The organism is Trichocoleus sp. DQ-A3, assembly GCF_039961975.1.
Lineage (GTDB): Bacteria > Cyanobacteriota > Cyanobacteriia > Cyanobacteriales > FACHB-T130 > FACHB-T130.
On record NZ_JAMPKC010000042.1, the window covers coordinates 1 to 18,090 of the forward strand.

Below are 18,090 nucleotides of genomic sequence, written 5' to 3' on the forward strand. Positions count from 1 at the left end.
ACAATTTGCAACGCTGTTTGGAAGTCCATTCGTTCGAGCATGAGGGCGCTGCGTCCTTCTGCATCTAACAGCCTGACACCGTTTGCTGCTTTCTCACCCATCATCCGAACGTGTTGCTGGTAGCCTTTTCCGGCGAGGAATACATTGAGAATCTGTTGGTCGATTTTCTTGGCAGCGGCAGCGGAATCCTTCTGAATGTTGGCTACAAATTGTTCGTAGGCAACCTGCCCTTCAATCAGGGTTTTGAAGTGTTTTTCGAGTATTGGTAGCACTTCAATTAACCTATCCAGCGCGTGCGCTCTATCGGCGAACTCTGATAACTGCTGGTCGGTCATGTTCGGAAGCTGTTCAAGGTCAATGCCGAAGTAATTCTTAGTCAACCCGACCAGGTTTTTATCTAGCGAATGTACTTTGTGGATACCAGACTTTTTCCCTTCATACTTGACGATGGCAGTGCTTTTATTTGATGAAAAATTCATGATGACTCCTTAATCAAGTAATGTGCGAATGCCCTGCAATGACAGAGCGTTCGCTTGTGGTTTAGCGACTCAATCCAAGCGCTCTTTCCATTCCTCGCTGTTCAGCTTCAAGTGTTTGGATGCGCTGATACTGCTGTTCGATGACTAAATCTTTAGGATCGGTTTGAGGTGGTTTTGTCATGAAGTAAAACCCAATCCCACCGAGAATTAAAGCGAGTCCAATGTAATCTTTCATTGGTTAATCTCCCTCTGGTACATCCTTTTTCTGATTCGGTGGAAGAACATTCTGGCGCTGTCCAGGTGAAAGGTAGGAGCTAACAGAATCCCTCCGATTGCTGCAAGAGCGATGGCGTGTTTCATGATTCTTCCTGGCGTTGCTTTGCGGCGTACCATTGCCATGCACTGCTGACGATGTGCTGCTCTGGTTTTGGCAGTGGATAGGGTAGTTCGCCTGCATCTTGTCGGCTGAGAATATCCGCGGCTCGAACTGAAAGTTTTTCTGGCACTCCGACACTGCGAAGGTTATCTGCCCAGATTTCTTTATTAGGCATGGTCAACTTCCTTCACCCGTGCGCTGATTGCCTCGATGAGGAATTTGGCTAAACCAATCTGAAAATTCCTTTCCAACTCATCAATCAAATCTAGGGCATCGCAAACCAACTGGCTGAGGTCGCTGTTTTCCACTAATGACCAGGTATCCCCTTGGTCGCTTTTCGCCGCGCAATAAGTCAAAATCGTGTGCAGTTCTTGGCGAGTCAGTTGTTCAAAGTAGCTGCCAAATCGATGTTCTAGTTCGGCAATGACTAAATAAGCTCTGTCGGATTTAGTGGCGCTGACCCAGTAATTAAGTGGCTTACTGGCTACAAGTTTTGGCATGATTGAAATTGCTCCATTACTTCGGTTGTGTGAGCCAGTAGTCAGCGATGAAGGTCGGTCAAACTTTACGCCGCTGTCTACTGAAAACTTTTTAAGCAACATCTAATAAATCACCCAGAGAAGAAGCGAGTACGTCATCGTCATTGAAGCTTCTAGGTTTCTCTACCGCTCGTACCTGTGCTGGGGTAGGCATCTCAATGATTCCAGTTGAATAAGCGGATAAGCTTTTTCTGATGAATCGCTTGTGTTCGGTAATGATTTGGTGAACCACTTCTGAAGCGTCTTTCGTTCCTAACTCTTCACCAATCTCATCTAGGTACGGAAGTAAATAACTCTTGATTGAAACTCGTTTGGAAGAAGTAGTGCCCACTAGATTGACCTCCTTAATTTGATTTGCGCCAGCCGAGCTAATCCACGCGCATTTAGCCAACTCCCATCAGGGCTAGTGATCACATTCCGAGCCGCTAACAGTTGGGTAATCGCGGGGAGTTGAGAACCTCCGCCAATCGCAACGATTGCTTCTGATTGTTCGCGCCAGGGTTCAATCGCTTTGAATGCTATCGCCAAATTTTGGCTAACCCAAGGTTTTAGCTCTGTGCTGTAAATCTGGCGGAAGTTCCAGCCAGTTGTTCCATACTGGAATGTTCCGTTTTCAATGCCAGTCCTTATGAGATGTCTATCTCCTTCCTTTATTAACTGGCGGCGAGTATCAAGGTTTTTGGCTATCGCTTCAATCAGTGCGTCTACTCCACCAAGTGCAACTTTCCGATTTACCAGTTTTCCACCTGCGCCAAACACACTGCTGATAATCGTGCCGTTGCCTAAATCGATAAAAATGTTCTGAGTTTTAGGTTGGATTAGGTTTAAAGACAATGCGTTAACCATCGCTCCAGACCCTTCCTCAACCACAGCGCTAACCGATAAATCAATGTGGCTCACACCCTTGTGATTGATTCGGATCGAGTGCTGCCCTTCGAGTGTTTTTTGAAGTTGTGATCCGAAAGCTTGGGAATCTTGGAGGCTGGCTACAACTGAAAGATTCCACCGAGCGCGTTGAGACATCGTACCCAGCGCACCCAAGAACAATTGCAAGCCATATTTGATTTTTCCAGCTCGGTCATCGACTGTCCGCGAGTATCCCAGTGGGTTGACTTGGTAGGCAGATTGACCAGCAAGCCACCGCTGTCCGATAAGGTCGGTACGATCACCTGAAAGATATTCAATCAAACTACCTTCAGCCGACTCTGGAACATCGTAAATTTCTCCGTGCAATGGCTGAACATAGGACGGAATGCGAACTTCGGCACTATCTACTATTAATTTGATGCTACCGTTACCACCGTCATATCCAACTGCCAGAAGTGGGGGAGATACGCCAGAAAACGGCACAGCCAGGGAAGTGCTTTGCATGAGGCTTATTCCTTAATTTAGTTGTAGAAAGTCGCAGAACCTTTCCAGCACATGACTTATACCTTCGTTCTCCCATTGCTAAGTCTTTGCAGAGTGGGTTGCCCGGTTGAGCCAGGAGTTGGGTGAGATAGGCGCTTGCTGCCTATGAATGCTACAATAGCGCTATACCTACAAAACTGCAAGCCTTAAAAAAGTTTTCCTTTTTTATAGTTTTAGCTCTCTAGCCTTTCACCGTTAAAGATGGCAATCTATAGGGGTAAGGCGACAAAGAGGCAAATACGCTTTGGAGGACGAAAAACCAGTAAAAATGTCCATCTACCTGTCAGAGGACACAAGGGCACGATTCAAATCAGCTTGTGCCCTTGAAAAACGAAGCATGAATGAAGTATTGACAGACTTCATTAACGAGTACATTAAGCAAAAAGAAGCCCCTCCACCAAACCCTAGAACTCGTAAGCGGAAGGAGTAATGATGTTTGGATGATCGCATCGCCATCTATTTATCCCACTGGAAAATAAATGAGGATCATGCTATATAGATTCCTTAGTACCTTTGTACTTAAGCAACAAATGTACTCATTTCTTGAAGACTAATTTCAGTCAAATTTTTACTTAAATATTGGCTGAAAAATAAGCAAAAAAAAGGAGGTAAGTCACCCGACAGAACTGGTTCATCTCAAAGAACCGAAGTTACCGCGAATTAACTCACCAACCCCAACAAAGAACCATTAGGTTCTCAAAAATCTTACGCTCATGGTACCTTAGAATCCCGGTAATTGTCCATGATGTGTAAGTGAGTTGGTTCAACCCAGGACACACACACACACACACCAAAAGACAAGCTAGGAAACTAAAACGACTTCCAGGACGGGTTGGATGAATAACTCCGGTGATGCCGGAAATTTTTGCATGAATCAAAAAGTTAGCTGGTGACTGCCTCCTTCACAACAAACGAAGGAGCGTAAACCCTGTGCAAGAATTAACAGCCGTTCAGCCCGTTGAAGAAAACAATCAAGCCATTGCGATTGACCAGCAGCCAGCTCTAGCAATCTCAGCCCCTCAACCTCCTAAATTAAAGCAGTTCGATATCCGAGAGTGGGCGAATCGCTTAACGCCAGTAGAAGGCAGAAAGAATGAATATCTGTGCCCGGAATGCGATAAAACGCTAACCATCGATTTGAATGAGGGAGCTTATCTGTGCTGGGCAAATGTTTCTCGGCAGAGTATCCGAATCCGAGAAGAGATCGCGCCTTCATTGCCAAAGCCAAAGAAAGTAATCACTGCTCCACCTAAGAAGCCTAAACCTGCCGTCAGTGAAAAGGTTAAAGAGGTTGTGGCTCTGCCTTTAATTGAGACTCGACCAGAACACATCAAAGAGTGGGTTGAGGGCAGTGGGATTTCCGAGGAATTAACCAATCGAAATCTCAGAAGCATTGACGATGAAAAAGAGATTGCAAGACTCTTGAACTGGAAAGCCTACACAGGCTCTCCTGGTTGGTACGTCCGCTCGGTCGATCCATCTACCGGGATGTATACAAACAGTGGACAGTTCAAGCCAGATATTCCAATCGATTTCAAGCAGGACGGCAACTCTCAGAAATACATCACTTTCCCTAAAGGCGGGAAGTTGCGCCCTATTTTCCCAGTGGTGGATATGGCTACCTGGGAAGCGATCGCCAAGAAACACGGATTGGAATTTCAGGGCAGCATTGACAAATCACGCAATGATAACGGCTTTTGGAAATGGGTTCTAGACAATCCAAAAGTGCCCATAGTAATAACCGAGGGAGGTAAGAAAGGGCATACTATCCTCACAAACGGTTGTGTACCCATTATTCTTCCCGGCGTTTGGGGCGGACAGCGCGATAAAAAGTACCTCACCGAAGACCTCAATATTTTTGTGGTTCCCGGCAGAGGTGTATTTTTAGGGTTTGATTCAGACCTGCGGGAAAACAAGAAGGTAAAAGCCGCACTCGATAACCTTGCAAAGTTGATTACTCAAAAGGGTTGTGTTCCGAAGGTTTTGGATTGGGAACCAGAGCAAGGAAAAGGCATCGATGATTTTATTGTGAGCCAAGGAGTAGAAGCATTGGATGAATTAATTGCGAAGGCTCTACCTTACGATGAGTGGCGATTGAAGCTTGAAGCTCAATTTGAGAGTAAGAAATCGTCATCCAAAGGCAAGTCTGAAAAACGCGAGAAACTTCCACTCCCAGACGTTCTAGGGGAGAAGATTGCGGAAGATTATCGGGACAAGCTTGCTTACAACGATGTGACTGGAATTTGGATGCGATACGAAGGAGATCACCCCGGCGTGTGGTCGCCCGAAACGAATGAGTTTGTCGAAAGCATGATATCGAGCATCCTCAAAGCACGCGGAATTAGCGGCTACGGGTCGCACAGCTTCGTCGTCAACATTGTCAAGAAACTGCGCTGCGAGTTATTGCAGCGGCGTTGGGAACAGCCGTCTGCTAACAAGCTACTTCCTTTTCACGATGGGGTGCTGGAATTGGCAACAGGCAAACTTTTGCCACACTCACCCGGCTATAAATTTACGTGGGCATTAGAACGCTCACACGATAGCAATGCTACCGATTGGAGTCTAATAGACCAATTCCTAACCCATGCCACAGGTGGGAATGACCGACTCAAGGAAATTTTGATTTGCTACTGCCATGCTGTTTTGATGGGGCGTGCTGACCTTCAAAAATTCTTGCATCTAACTGGGGTTGGTGGCAGCGGCAAGGGTACTTATATGCGACTCTTAGTTGACTTGATTGGGCAAACGAATGTCCACAGCTCAACACTAGAGGATTGGTGTGGGAATCGCTTTGAGGCTGCAAATGCTTTCGGAAAGCGCTTAGTCGTTTTTTGGGATGAGGATAAAGCACTCAAACAGTTAGGGCGATTTAAAAGCCTGATTGGTCAGGATTTGCTCAGAGGTGAAGAGAAGGGTAAAAAGGCTTTTCAATTCCGCTTCGATGGAATGGTCGCTGTCAGCTCCAACTTCCCAATTTTTGCAGGAGATAATTCCTCTGGGATGTCACGACGGGTTATCGGTATTCCATTCAATGCAACTATTGCCGCATCCAAACGCCGTGACCTGAGCAAAGATTTCCAACCACAACTGGCAGCCTTCACGAATTATCTTCTGACCATTCCTTCCCAGCGAGTCACAGAGGTACTACTCGGACTGGAAGCGGCACCAGAGCTTAACCAACAGTTCTGGGAATCTCGGATCAGAACTGATAGCGTTGCGGCATGGTTAAACGACCGGGTAATCCGAGATTCACTGGCGACAACACCTGTTGGCAATGATGTAGAAGACGAGCGAATGCTCTACGGTTCTTATGTGCAACATTGCCGAAAATCTGGTACACCAGCACGAGGTAATAAGAATTTCTCACCAGATTTATTGGAACTGTGCTGCACAATTCTGGGGTGGACTGAGATTGAAAAGATTCACACCAAAACCGGAAAGTTAATTAAAGGATTGAGGCTTCGGGATGATAGTCGGGACGGCAACATTCCGACCTATGATTACCAACTATTGCAAGAGGTGAAGGGTCAGGTGAAGGGTAGTGAAGGGTACGGTGACGGGTCAGAACCCTTACCCAGTAAGCCTGTGACGGATAGTGACGGGTTAAACAAAATTTCTAAGCCAGGATTGAAAGAGGATGAAAAACAATCAGCCGCAAATGTTCAACGGGCAACTGAAAATACAAATAAAAGTACATCCATAAAAGATGTAGAGCCTGACCCTTCACCATCCGTCACCCCTTTGCCCAGCAAGGCTCCTGACCCGTCACTTGACCCTTCACCTGACCCTTCACTCGCCCCTTCATCAGCAATGGGAGAGGAAGAGATAGGGCATGATTGCAGCCCAGAGGAGATTGCTAATATTGCCCAAATGATTCTCGAAGCAACCGATGGAATCTCGATCATGCAGGTAATGAGCCTTTTTGTGAACTCTAGCGAAAAAGCGAAGAAGGAAGTTTGGAAGCGCTTAACCCCAGAGGAACGGGAACGAATTGAAACCTCAAAAGCTCAAGCGCAAAGAGATGCACAACCTGGAGTTAAGTGTTGGGTGAAATGCCCTGAGGATTATGTGTGGAGAAAGGCTACGCTAATTTCCGTGCCTAAATTACCGGGAACAACATACTGGAGATTTCAGCTAGAGGATGACCTAAAGGGGGTAAAGAAAGATCAACTCATACACACTCGGAGAGATAGTGTTGAATCAAGTTGGTGGTTGATTGCTTAGTTTCGTCGCTGCGATCGCTTTCAATTGTTCGGAGGCGATCGCAACTGTTGTTTTCTGAAGTCGTGAGCGGAGATGTCTCCTCTTTCTTGTAAACCAATGGTTTTTTTTCAGTCCCAATTGGGACTGAAAGTTGCAGGGGTAAGTTTTAGGGATGGAAGGGCGTGACTGGTTATTTTGAAGAACAGATAATTAACGGATGCGGCTTCCTACAGATATTTAAATTGCTGGAGCGTTGATTTTAATTTAAAAATGCGAGCGCTCACACGCTATCATCCCTCCATCCGCACATAGAGCAATCCCAATGTACTGAGGGAGGCTTCTTCATCTCAAAGGGCATCTCACAGCAGGGACATCTGCCCGTAAACAAGGGGTGATAATCCAGTAGTTCTAGCTTCTCCTCTGGCGTGAATCGTTGTCGAGGAGTGGTAAATAGTTCGCTGATATAAGTTGGTCGCTCCAACACGAGATCGCCATTAACGAACCTCGTTCCCTTTGGTGCCCACACTTCCTCCGGTTCCTCTGGTTCGGCAGCGGGTTGGAAGTCGAGACAGCGATCGCCTGTGAAAAGAGACCTTTTTAAAGATAATTCGCACCTTCAATAACAATGCCTCAACAACCCGAACCAGAATTTCACATTACACTTGTGCAATATCATCTAGCTGTGTTCAGTGCCAAGCAACCGACTGAACTCGTCTTTGATAATTCCATAACACTCGCAGGAAATCGCTTTCAAGTCGGCTTGGTTCAGAATGGTGATTTTACCACGGCTGTAGCGGAGCGTTCCCGCTTTGCTGAGGGTGCTAGCTGCCACTGTGACGCCAGAACGGCGCGTGCCAAGCATCTGGGCGATAAATTCTTGAGTGATTAGAAACTGGTTTGACTCCACACGATCCTGAACGGTTAGCAGCCACCGGGCAAGTCGCTCTTCTGTCCTATGCATACGGTTGCAGGCGACTCCTTGAGAAACCTGAGTCAGCATTGCTTGTGTATAGCGCAACAGCAAGCTTTGCAGTGCCCCTCCCCGCTTAAACTCAAATTTGAGCTGCTCTGCCTTCATTCTCATGCCCTTGCCAGCGACCTGTACCAAAGCTTGGTTGCTCGTTTTGTTGCCTCCTAAAATTACGGGGAGACCTACCATTCCGTCATTGCCCACCAGACCGGCTTCAACAGTCGAGCCATCTTCCATCACGCAAACTAAAGAAACAATTGCATGATGGGGAAAATAAACGTATTCAATGGGTTCGTCTGGTTCGTAGAGGACTTGGCTGAGTGGGAGCGAGACGAGTTCTAGGTAGGGAACTAGGCGTTCGTACTCCGAAGCTGGCAAAGCGGCAAGAAGTCGATTTTTTATCGGCTGATGAGGAGCTTTGGGTACTGACATGAGGAGTTTCCTTTATTTAGCCGTGTTAGAAAAAGCATCTAACGGCAGTAAGGAGAAGAACTCAGTAACCCAATCTTAATACCAAAAGGTGTAGTTTCTAGATAGAAAGCGCACGTTTAACAAGCTAAAGTTTTACAGCAGCTTCCTTATCCTGTATTCATCCTAACGTGGTTTTAAGTATTCTCACATTAATAATATTTCCTAGATTCCTAGAGCAACTTTCTAGGTTATGTTGCAAAAACTTGCTGAAAAAAGTTTGGGTACAGAAATCGGGATGTAATCGCTGATTCTATATAAACTCTCAGCACTTTACTCCTAAATACATCGCAGCACTCCCGACCAAAAGGAACAGGATGTCGAATGATGCTCACCAGCACCAACTCTCCTCTTATTGACCACTTCTAAAACAGTTGATACTCTAAACGCCTGATTGTGCTGTAAAACTTAAGGCGAATTTCCATTTCCGTCTGCACTCTCCTCTGATTCCTCACTCACGTCTAGCGGCACTGTCGCAGGGAATTCACCTTGGATCAAGCCATTGCCGGATAAAATCCGAGCGTTGTTCCGCTTGTTTAGCTTTTGCTTCATAACGCTGTGCTGACAAGATTTGGTTGCGCTCGCGCGAATACTTCGCCATCTTATACATCAGCTCCACACGCTTTTGTAGAGAACGGATTGCCGCCCACAGTACCGACTCCTGAGCCGGGGACTGTCCTGCTACCAGAGTCTCTACTGAATAAGCGTGCCCCATGCGACAGATGTACTGGAGCAACCCGCTCTTATTTAGTTGGAACAAATTGCCGCCACAATCTGGACAAGTAAAGCCTGAGAAGGTTCCATGCTTTCTCAGTTCCCGTAAAGCGGCTCCATCTACTTCCACAACGTCGATATCCGTCTCAAAAGTGCTGGCTGTTTCCTCTTCCACAGGTTCATGGGCTAGACGCACTAAAACCGGGGCGATTGACGACAGCGGCAGGATAAAATCAACCTCTGTGTGTTCGATGGCGTTCTTTGGCATTCCTGAGAAAAAGGCGTCTGTTAGGTCTTGAACCACAGCCACACCCCCTTGTCGCTTCAAATCAATCAGTCCCGCCGTGCCATCGTCGAGGGTGCCTGACAGCACCACCCCAACTACCCGGCGTTTGTACGCTCTCGCTGCGGTGCGAAATAAGGGATCGACTGCCGGACGAGTACCTTTCTCTTTTGCCCCCTGCACCAAACGGATGTATCCGCGTTTCATCAGCAGGTGGTAATCTGGCGGTGCCACATAAATCCGCCCTAGCTCAATTTTCTCGTTGTTTTTAGCATGGTCTGCGTGCAAGAAACCTTCGCGGTTCAAAAGCTGCGGCAGAACACTCTTACCCCACGCTGGAAAGTGAACAACAACGAAAATCGCAGCCGGAAGATTCGGTGGCAAATCAGCGACCAATTGAATCAAGGCTTCCACTCCCCCTGCGGAAGCTCCAATAACAATAATGTCGTGACCAGGCATTTGCCTCTCCTGAGCGAAGAATGGGGAAAATCTATCCGATTGATGGAATAGGGTAAAAACTCTGCTCAATCAGGATGATTTAAGCTCCGGAGGTTTTAGCGGATTCCGACAAGGAAAACGTGCTTAGCGCGAAGCTCTATCCTTCACTCGCCAAGCATCTTTTTGAGAGAACCGCTATTTTCTGCCTTCGTCGTCAAGTTTGAAAGCAACGGAATTTTCAAAGCTTTAGCTTGCTTCTAAATAAGATAACAGCTAGTGTTTCACTCATCTTCGCGCTGGGGAATGAGTTTAGTCTGAACTTCTTCCGAGTAATTGGAAAAAGTGTTTCAATTCGTCCTGTAAACAGTCGTTTGTCAATGAAAATTTTTATGCCCTTTGCTCCAATTGAAGCGAAGGAAGGAGCAAAAAATCCCCCAGCTACAAGAGCCGGAGTACAAACCCCATCGAAAATTAATTGCAGTTGTGTCACTGGGTTAGGTGTGATTGAGTAAACGTGATATCTCCCTAACTAAGCTATCTGGTTCGATGGGTTTTGAGAGATGTTGTTGGAATCCAGCGATTAGTGCTTGTTGCTGGTTAAAGTCTCCTGCATAGGCAGTCAGAGCGATCGCCTTCACTTGTCCGCCTTGCTCTGTTGACAAAGTTCTCACCTGTTGCATCAACATATAGCCATCCATATCTGGCATCCCAATGTCACTCAGCAGCACAGTTGGCTTGAATCGCATGAGCATTGTCAAAGCTTCGGCGGCAGTCGTTGCGGTCATGACCTTTGCTCCCGCTTCTTCCAACACAAACGCCACAAACTCCCGTGAATCCGGTTCATCATCCACGACTAACACTTGAATCCCGTTTAAATCAGAAGCTGGCTCTGACGATGGACTGTTCTGATTAGCAGTTGCCTGTATAGGCATGAGCGGAAGTTTGATGGTAAAGATTGCACCCATCCCAGTCCCTTTGCTTTCGACTCCGACTGTCCCCCCGTGCAATTCGACTAAGTTTCGCGCGATCGCTAGCCCTAATCCCAGTCCCCCAAAATTTCGGGTTGTGGTGGTATCAGATTGGCGAAAGTAGTCAAAAACATAGGGCAAAAAGTCAGAGCCAATTCCCTGCCCAGTGTCGCTGACTGTGATGAAAGCGTGGGAGTCAAGGCGCTCTAACCGAATGTTTACCTGTCCCCCTTGAGGCGTGAACTTGACCGCATTGGAGAGCAGATTCCAAATCACTTGCTGCAACCGGGTGGAATCTCCCCGAACTAGACCCACATCCGGTTCAAAGCTTGTCGAGACTTGGATGGACTTCGCTTCTGCTGCCAGTCGTACTGTTTCTACCGCCGCCTGAATGATGGGAACCAGATTGAGCGAACTGACATTCAGATTGAGCTTGCCTTGGAGAATTCGGGACACATCCAGCAAATCTTCAATCAAGTCTGCTTGTAGTTGGGCATTGCGTTCAATCGTCTTTAATGCCAACTGGGTTTTTGCTGGATCTAGCTTGCCGCGCTGTAAAAGTTTTGACCAACCTAATATCGGATTGAGGGGCGTTCTCAGTTCATGGGACAGCACCGCCAGAAATTCATCTTTGATGCGGTTGGCGTTCTCGGCGGCTTCTCGTGCGATTTGTTCTTGCTGTAAGAGCTGTTCTCGTTCAGTCTGGGCGCGTCTAAATTCTTCGATATCTGTGCTAGTGCCAAACCACTGTACAATTTCTCCCGGCTCGTTCCGAATGGGGATCGCGCGGGAGAGAAACCAACGATAGGTCTGAGTAGCCCAGTGTTTCAAGCGAAATTCAACTTGATAAGGTGTTTCTGTGGCAAGCGCAGTCCTCCACATTTGACTCGTCATCTCAAAATCATCGGGATGAATCACTTGAAGCGCATAGTAAATGTCTTGAGTCTGCTCTAGGGTCAGTCCGGTATAAGTAGTCCATTGCTGATTCACATATTGCGTGTTGCCTCCAGCATCGGTTATCCAAACCTGTTGCGGCATCGCGTCCGCAAGCTGGCGAAATTGCGCTTCCCGTTGCCTAATGGTGGCTTCTGCCTGTTTGCGAGCGCTGATGTCGGTAAACACGATTGCTACCTGGTGCATGGCGGCATCGCCGACCCGCGACACCAAAACGTCAAACCAGCGTGAGAGCGCATCCGCTTTCACTTCAGTTCGGATAGGCGCACCTGTGTGAATGACTTGTGCGTAGAGGTCATTCCAATACTGTTCCACTCCCGGTGCGAGTTCGCTTGCTGTTTTACCTTCTGGGTTGACAATGCCAGACTGCCGCTCGAAGGCGGGATTCACTTGCAAAATGCGGTGCTCAACCGGCTTGCCATCCGCATCGAATAGCACTTCAACGGTGCAAAAGCCTTCGTCGATCGACTCAAACAACCGGCGATAGTGTTCTTCAGATTGACGCAGGGCGACTTCTGCCTGTTTACGCTCGGTGATATCTACCGCCGTTGCGTAAAGCACCCGTTCTTCTAAGTGGGGCTGCGCTCTCCAGAGCAACCAACGGTAGTCGCCCTCTTTGTGCCGATAGCGGTTTTCAAATGCCAACGTTTCGGAGCCAGATAACACGCTGACGCTTTCCCCGACCGATGCGACAATATCGTCTGGATGCAGAAAATCAGTCCAGGGGCGGGAGGTCATTTCGTCCGGTGTCCAGCCGAGAATGCGCTCAAAGGCGGGGCTGACCCAGTGAAAATACCCGTGGCTGCTCATAATCACTTGCAAATCTGACCCAAGCGCCAGAAAGCGATCGCGTTCCTGCTCCACTTTTTGCCGTTCGGCTTCGATGCGCTTTATCTCGGTAATGTTGGTAAATAAAGCAGCAAATTGATGACTTTGTGGCGCTCCAATGCAAAAGGCGTTGACATTAAACCAACGGTTCATTGCACTCGCTTGCTGCTCAAAGCGAACGGGTTCCCGGTTTCGCACAAGGCTGCCATAAATCTCAAACCAGTAGGCTTCATGATTGGGAACCAGTTCCCGCATCGTTTTACCACTCGCTTGCTCCAGTCCGGTTAGCCGTTCAAAGGCCGCATTTACTTCCAGATATCGATAGTCAATCGGTTCATCGTTCTCATCAAACAGCATTTCACAGATGCAGAAGCCCTGGTCGATTGACTCGAACAACGTGCGGTATTTTGCTTCTGATTCGCGCACGGCGAGTTCCATGAGCCTGCGTTCCGTGATTTCCCGTGAAATGCACAACAATCGCTCAACTTGCCCATCAGCCCCGCGAATCGGGCTGATTTTGTGATCCCACCATTGGAGTTCGCCGTTGAGTGTTAAATAATCTCCTTGAAAGGTACAAACCTCACCGTCCCTTGCAAGGGCTATCGCCTCGATGGCCGCTTGCTTTACTGCTCCTTGCCAAAATTCTACCCAAGACGTGTTGAGGAAAGGGGTTATATCCTGAATGCCCAGCCGCACTTGCCCCGCTTGGCTCATGAACAGAATTCGCCCTTCTAGGTCGAATACCTTGATGCAGTCATCACTACTGTCAAGGAGCTGCTGAGAAAACTCCTGGCTTTGACGCCACGCCGTTTCAGGAATTCCCTGCGAACTTTGAAGTGAATCTTTTTTTGCCAAATTAGAGTCAGAGCTGTGGAGGCTATCATTCATAGGTCTCCTCCTTACTTCCAGAAGTCTTTGAGAAGTATTTGACGAGCAAATCTTTACCTGTATCGCCCATCTGATGTAGCAAGTATTCAATCTGCTTCAACGCAATCGGCAAGGGCTTAGTCCGCCCATTCTCCCAACGATTGACGCTCTGAAATGAAACCCCTAGCTTCTGTGCAAACTTGGTTTGTGAGAGTCCCAGACGTTGCCGAGTTTCCCGCACGAGAGATGTTAACTCGGACTGGTCAATTACAGGCATGAAGCACGAGCCATTAAGTTACATTCTCACCAACTATACCAAGTGTTATAACTGACCTTCTACCTATCAATAGACAGAACCTTTGCAATACAATCGGGTCAAGAAGCGATAAACAGCTCGATTGAATAACTCTTTTGTTGAACCTATTTTTAAAAGTCAAAAAATTTTTTCTGAGCAATTATCCTTTCAATGTTGAAGATAAAAGTATTTTTCTTTAACCCAGAATACACTTATTTGATGACTGTATCTCCTACTAGCGCTCTCATCCAGGGTAACGATTCAAAAGTCCTGCTCGCTCAACCCATAACGGTGATTGGAGTTAAGACAGGATTTTTCTTTAAGTCGTTATAAGAGACTTTCTTGGCCTGTTCCACAATTGGGAATAGCATTGATAGGGTAGCGGTGGCGTGAACAGCGGTCGATGGCCGACTATTTTTGATGAATCATTTATCTCATGCGTCGGTTAAGTGGATGACGGGAAAATTAGGCATTGACAAGTAGTGACCCTGATGCAAGATTCAAGAGAACTTAAACTGGATAAAATTTCTTCTTTTCCCAGTCGTACTCCTAGATCCAACCATCTGGATCTAAACTTGACTTTGAGGCGATTATTCTCATTTCGTCCCAATTGGGACGGTCTCCGGTAAATCCCAATGGTGTAATCGCGCTAAGCAAATTTATTTTTGATTCGGTAGCGCTGCTGATGAATCTCGCACAATTCTCATCACGGTGTTTTTTGAAAGCCCTAGTGACTCGGCAACTTTCCGGTAAGAGCGTCCTTGCCGTGTTAGCTCCAACACCTTTAATTCTTTCTCGCGAACTTGAGACGGAATGTACCCCGGTTCTCTACCGAATCTTTGACCTTTCGATTTAGCCGCTGCCATGCCTGACCGTACTCGCTCTTTGATTAGGTCGCGTTCAAATTCTGCCAGCCCTGACATCAAGGTTGCGATTAACTTCCCGTGTGGTGTGGACAAGTCAAATTCCAATCCAGTCTGAGCGATGAGCGACACTTTTCGACTTTGTAGTTCTTGAAGCGTAGTAATTAGGTCGATAGTGCTGCGCCCCCATCTGGTTAGCTCGGTTACGAGAACTGCGTCAATTTTTCGTGCCTGTGCTAATGCCAAAACTTTCTTGCGCGCAGGTCGGTCGTCTCTTGAGCCTGATGCCGACTCTCTAAAAATTTCGACCACTTCAAAACCTGCCCGTGCTGCATAAGCGAGTAAATCTTTTTCTTGGCGATCGCAATCTTGTTCGCCCGTACTCACTCGGCAGTAAATGACTGATTTTCGTAGTTTGATCTGTCCCATTTAAGGCTCATAAAATCTAGCGGCTGAAATCCTTATCCCAGCGCTTTTTTAATGCTTCTTTTATTGTCCCATCTAGGGAAGTCTTTTATTGGGACAACTGACTCAGCTAAGAGGGTGTTTTGGTTAAATTGATGTACAGTGCCAAATTAAATGACATCAAGACTTTCTTTGTGTCACTCGCGCAAAGTTTCTCTACTGCAAGATTGCAGAAAAAGTTTGCGTGCGCGATCTATTACCAACTCCTTGGGGATTTGAATAAGTATAAGCGGCTGAAATCACCTTAAACCTTGAATCAGACATAATTCATCAGAGGTAAGGTGGACTCCTCATAGAGCAGAAAGCGAAATCCTGTTTGTAACGAATAATAACGGATTAAACAAATTCCCCAAAGAAGGACTGATTGAGGACGAAATACAATCAGGTGCTTGAGAGATAACTCTTAAGTAGCAGTAATCTCCCCGCAGAAAACCCACGGGTGCACTCGCGGCCTTCTCACTGAAAGGGGTTCCAATGTGACTCGGTTTGATTTCATTGGTAACTGGTACCACATTTAAAAAAGTCATCATCAATGGCATGACTGGAGTTTTGCAGTATGGGCAGAATCCCTCTCCAATCAGTTCTATTTCCTAGCCTTCCTGTTCTCTAAAATTCTAAATTAGGAGTTGTAATGAAAAAATTATCACTTCGATTACTTATTGCTTGTGTCATTGCTTTTCCCCCTTGTTTCGTTGGTTATTTATTGCTTCTTTTCTATACCGTTCCACATCTACTCCGTTCGGATAGTGCTTTCTTAACTTATTCTGGCTTTTATCTTCAATTTCCCAGCCTGATTGCACAAGTATCTAACCTTCAATGCGTAACCAATGGTCAAAAAGATGCAGACGAGTATTCCTACTACTGTCGTTTTAATGTGTACTCATCAAATATTGAGCGGTTCATTAAGCAGCGGAAATTACTGGCTCAGGAGTTTGAAGCTTGTAGAGACATAGATATAACGATGGGACCAGGCCACTTCTCTCCAGAACCAACATGGGGGCCGTCAGACCTTGAGGGTGAAGGAAAATGCTACGTAACGGAGTCCCATGATCCACTTCTGCTGATACACTCTCCGGAAAATCAACTTGTTTATATACAGGATGCTGATTAGTCAAGCTAATTTTGTCTTTGTTATAGACAAAAGGGTTAATCCTGAAAGTACAACTGGTGGCGTCCTAGCAAATTAAACTCTCTCGTTTCAAGGTCGATTACTTTCCAAGCCAGACCCCTCGATATATGAATTTCTCTCTGAATGGAAGGGGGCAAGAAAAGTACAGTATCCCTATGACTAGAGCTATGGACTAGTCTTACTCGATTAAAAACTTAGGTAAAAGTTTTATTTTAAAATAGAGGAAACTTATGAAGCACAAAAATGGGTTTACTTGTTTTATTGTTGTATTTATATTACTAAGCGGTTGGAATTTTCTAGGAAGCTATTATCTAGAGCGACCTTTTCCCTTTTATCCTTTAATTGATACAAAACTACCCGCAGGTTTTTCTCAAGCTAAGTTTGAAAGTATTCAAAACGGAATGACTAAAGCTGAAGTTTTAAGAATTTTACCGGCTCCTGTCCCTAGGAGAGAATATGATGAAGAATGGAGTATTAGTGATAACGATTGGTATTATGGTCAAGATGATGCATGTCTTTTCGGAGATTTTGCTTGGTATGAATTTAGAATATATTTTAATGACGAAGGTAAGGTGATTAGAAGGTACTATGAAGTACATATGAATTGAAGAGCGGTTTAGTTTCGCTGAACTTCTGTTGTAGCTAGTTTATATAAAATACTAGCTAAAATACATTAATCACCTAAAATCAGGCAAAAAAGGTGGAGACTTTTGTTTGACTGTGGAGTAAAGATATAGCAGCCAGGACTTAATCCAGGTGACTGCCTAAACTATCGAACTAACTCAAGTCAATCCTCTTTCTTCCTCTTGCTTAGCCATTCATTGAGCAAAGATTCTATCAAACTACTTAAATTCAATTCACCTTGGCGCTGCCTCTTTTCCTTCTTCTCTTTCAGCAATTCAGTTTGAATCTCCAATAGTAGATCGTATGGGATTAGTGCAGATATTTGGGTGAAGTCAGGATTGCTACGGCGTCCTTTCGGTCGTCCAACTTTACGAGGTTCAATCGCTTCCTGTGGTGGTTTTATTTGAGCTGGTTCTATAGGAGTTTTTTCTTCTAGTTGCTCATCTTTGTTACGAGCTTGGTTAAGCAAGGATTTAAACATCGATTCGTCTCTACCTTTTTTAGGGGTCACTTCAATACCTCCTTGCCCATTGCCACATATCCTTTCCAACCATCTAAAGCTCGTGGGTCGGGATAATCTTTAACTGTGACACCGAGTAAAGGCGATCGCTCAAAGGCAACTAATCTTTTGATTTCAGCTTTGAATATTGGCAGTTTTAAATCTTCTAAAGATTGTCGAGCATCTTTAGCAGCGGCGGAGCGTGCTGGAATCTGGGTCAGTAAGATTTTGAATTTAGCTCCCAGTGGCTGCAAAACTTCGACTGTCTGTGCCAGAGCATCTAAATCCAATCCGCGTGGAGTTGTCGGCAGTACGAGTAGGTCGCATCCATCAGCCAACTCTTCAAAATCTTCAGGAGAGGGGCGAGCTGCTGTATCGATAACAGTGTGTGTATAGTCTTTGATATATTTGGGTGCTGCTGTTTCCGAGACGACTTTGAATGGCAGTTTGTCAGGTCGTGCCCAAGTCAGTGCTGAGCGATTTTTATCTGCATCAATGAGCAAGGTTGGGGCTTTGGTTTGAAGGTAAGCTGCCAGATGGATAGCTGTAGTAGTTTTTGAGCAACCACCCTTTAGGGATGCGATCGCAATAATCATGGTGTTTTCAGAAGTGCTTCTACAAGCCTACCTGAAAGGATGTTCCACTGAAATAACAGTATTATGCGTATGCAAAATTACATAAATTTAGATATTAATTTCTTTCAAGTATGACAGATTGA

Annotated in this window: 16 protein-coding genes; 3 read left to right on the plus strand and 13 right to left on the minus strand. The window is 46.0% G+C overall.

The genetic code is table 11. The features are described from left to right. From NDI44_RS27260 to NDI44_RS27285, 6 genes are all read right to left on the minus strand, one after another. Positions 1-479, minus strand: a 479-nt coding sequence (locus tag NDI44_RS27260) for a hypothetical protein (protein WP_190416252.1), incomplete at its 3' end; no start/stop codon positions are given. Positions 480-540: 61 nt separating this feature from the next. Then, positions 541-714, minus strand: a complete 174-nt coding sequence (locus NDI44_RS27265; RefSeq protein ID WP_190416253.1) for a hypothetical protein — start codon at positions 712-714, stop codon at positions 541-543. Positions 715-835: 121 nt separating this feature from the next. Next, entirely contained in the window at positions 836-1,030 is a 195-nt protein-coding gene (locus NDI44_RS27270; RefSeq protein WP_190416254.1) for a hypothetical protein, read from the minus strand. Then, a complete protein-coding gene (locus tag NDI44_RS27275) occupies positions 1,023-1,355 on the minus strand; it encodes a hypothetical protein (RefSeq protein ID WP_190416255.1) in 333 nt (110 codons plus the stop codon). The genes NDI44_RS27270 and NDI44_RS27275 overlap by 8 nt, the downstream gene beginning before the upstream one ends. A 91-nt stretch (positions 1,356-1,446) precedes the next feature. Next, complete coding sequence (locus tag NDI44_RS27280; RefSeq protein ID WP_190416256.1) at positions 1,447-1,725, minus strand: hypothetical protein; 279 nt, start codon at positions 1,723-1,725, stop codon at positions 1,447-1,449. Continuing rightward, positions 1,725-2,765 carry a hypothetical protein gene (locus NDI44_RS27285; RefSeq protein ID WP_190416257.1) on the minus strand — a complete coding sequence of 347 codons (1,041 nt, stop codon included), beginning with the start codon at positions 2,763-2,765 and terminating at the stop codon, positions 1,725-1,727. Before NDI44_RS27285 ends, NDI44_RS27280 begins: the two co-directional genes overlap by 1 nt. Before the next feature lie 969 nt (positions 2,766-3,734). Between NDI44_RS27285 and NDI44_RS27290 the strand changes: the two genes are divergently transcribed. After that, positions 3,735-7,028, plus strand: a complete 3,294-nt coding sequence (locus NDI44_RS27290; protein ID WP_190416258.1) for a phage/plasmid primase, P4 family — start codon at positions 3,735-3,737, stop codon at positions 7,026-7,028. 655 nt (positions 7,029-7,683) lie between these two features. Here NDI44_RS27290 and NDI44_RS27295 read toward each other — a convergent pair. The 5 genes from NDI44_RS27295 to NDI44_RS27315 form a co-directional block, all read right to left on the minus strand. Then, positions 7,684-8,409, minus strand: coding sequence for a Crp/Fnr family transcriptional regulator (locus NDI44_RS27295; RefSeq protein ID WP_190416259.1), 726 nt, complete (start codon positions 8,407-8,409; stop codon positions 7,684-7,686). A gap of 520 nt (positions 8,410-8,929) precedes the next feature. Further along, positions 8,930-9,901, minus strand: coding sequence for a chemotaxis protein CheB (locus NDI44_RS27300; protein ID WP_190416260.1), 972 nt, complete (start codon positions 9,899-9,901; stop codon positions 8,930-8,932). Positions 9,902-10,374: 473 nt separating this feature from the next. Then, positions 10,375-13,518 (minus strand): PAS domain S-box protein, encoded by a 3,144-nt coding sequence (locus NDI44_RS27305; protein WP_190416262.1) that lies wholly within the window; start codon positions 13,516-13,518, stop codon positions 10,375-10,377. Next, complete coding sequence (locus tag NDI44_RS27310; RefSeq protein ID WP_190416263.1) at positions 13,511-13,774, minus strand: helix-turn-helix transcriptional regulator; 264 nt, start codon at positions 13,772-13,774, stop codon at positions 13,511-13,513. The genes NDI44_RS27305 and NDI44_RS27310 overlap by 8 nt, the downstream gene beginning before the upstream one ends. A 677-nt stretch (positions 13,775-14,451) precedes the next feature. Then, positions 14,452-15,084 (minus strand): recombinase family protein, encoded by a 633-nt coding sequence (locus tag NDI44_RS27315; protein WP_190416264.1) that lies wholly within the window; start codon positions 15,082-15,084, stop codon positions 14,452-14,454. A gap of 667 nt (positions 15,085-15,751) precedes the next feature. Between NDI44_RS27315 and NDI44_RS27320 the strand changes: the two genes are divergently transcribed. Continuing rightward, complete coding sequence (locus NDI44_RS27320) at positions 15,752-16,231, plus strand: hypothetical protein (protein WP_190416265.1); 480 nt, start codon at positions 15,752-15,754, stop codon at positions 16,229-16,231. Between the two features lie 248 nt (positions 16,232-16,479). Next, positions 16,480-16,857 carry a hypothetical protein gene (locus tag NDI44_RS27325; protein ID WP_190416266.1) on the plus strand — a complete coding sequence of 126 codons (378 nt, stop codon included), beginning with the start codon at positions 16,480-16,482 and terminating at the stop codon, positions 16,855-16,857. 179 nt (positions 16,858-17,036) lie between these two features. On the opposite strand, the gene NDI44_RS27330 is transcribed toward NDI44_RS27325, so the two are convergent. Next, positions 17,037-17,384 carry a hypothetical protein gene (locus NDI44_RS27330; protein ID WP_190416267.1) on the minus strand — a complete coding sequence of 116 codons (348 nt, stop codon included), beginning with the start codon at positions 17,382-17,384 and terminating at the stop codon, positions 17,037-17,039. Then, a complete protein-coding gene (locus tag NDI44_RS27335; RefSeq protein ID WP_190416268.1) occupies positions 17,381-17,968 on the minus strand; it encodes a ParA family protein in 588 nt (195 codons plus the stop codon). The genes NDI44_RS27330 and NDI44_RS27335 overlap by 4 nt, the downstream gene beginning before the upstream one ends. Positions 17,969-18,090 lie beyond the last annotated feature (122 nt).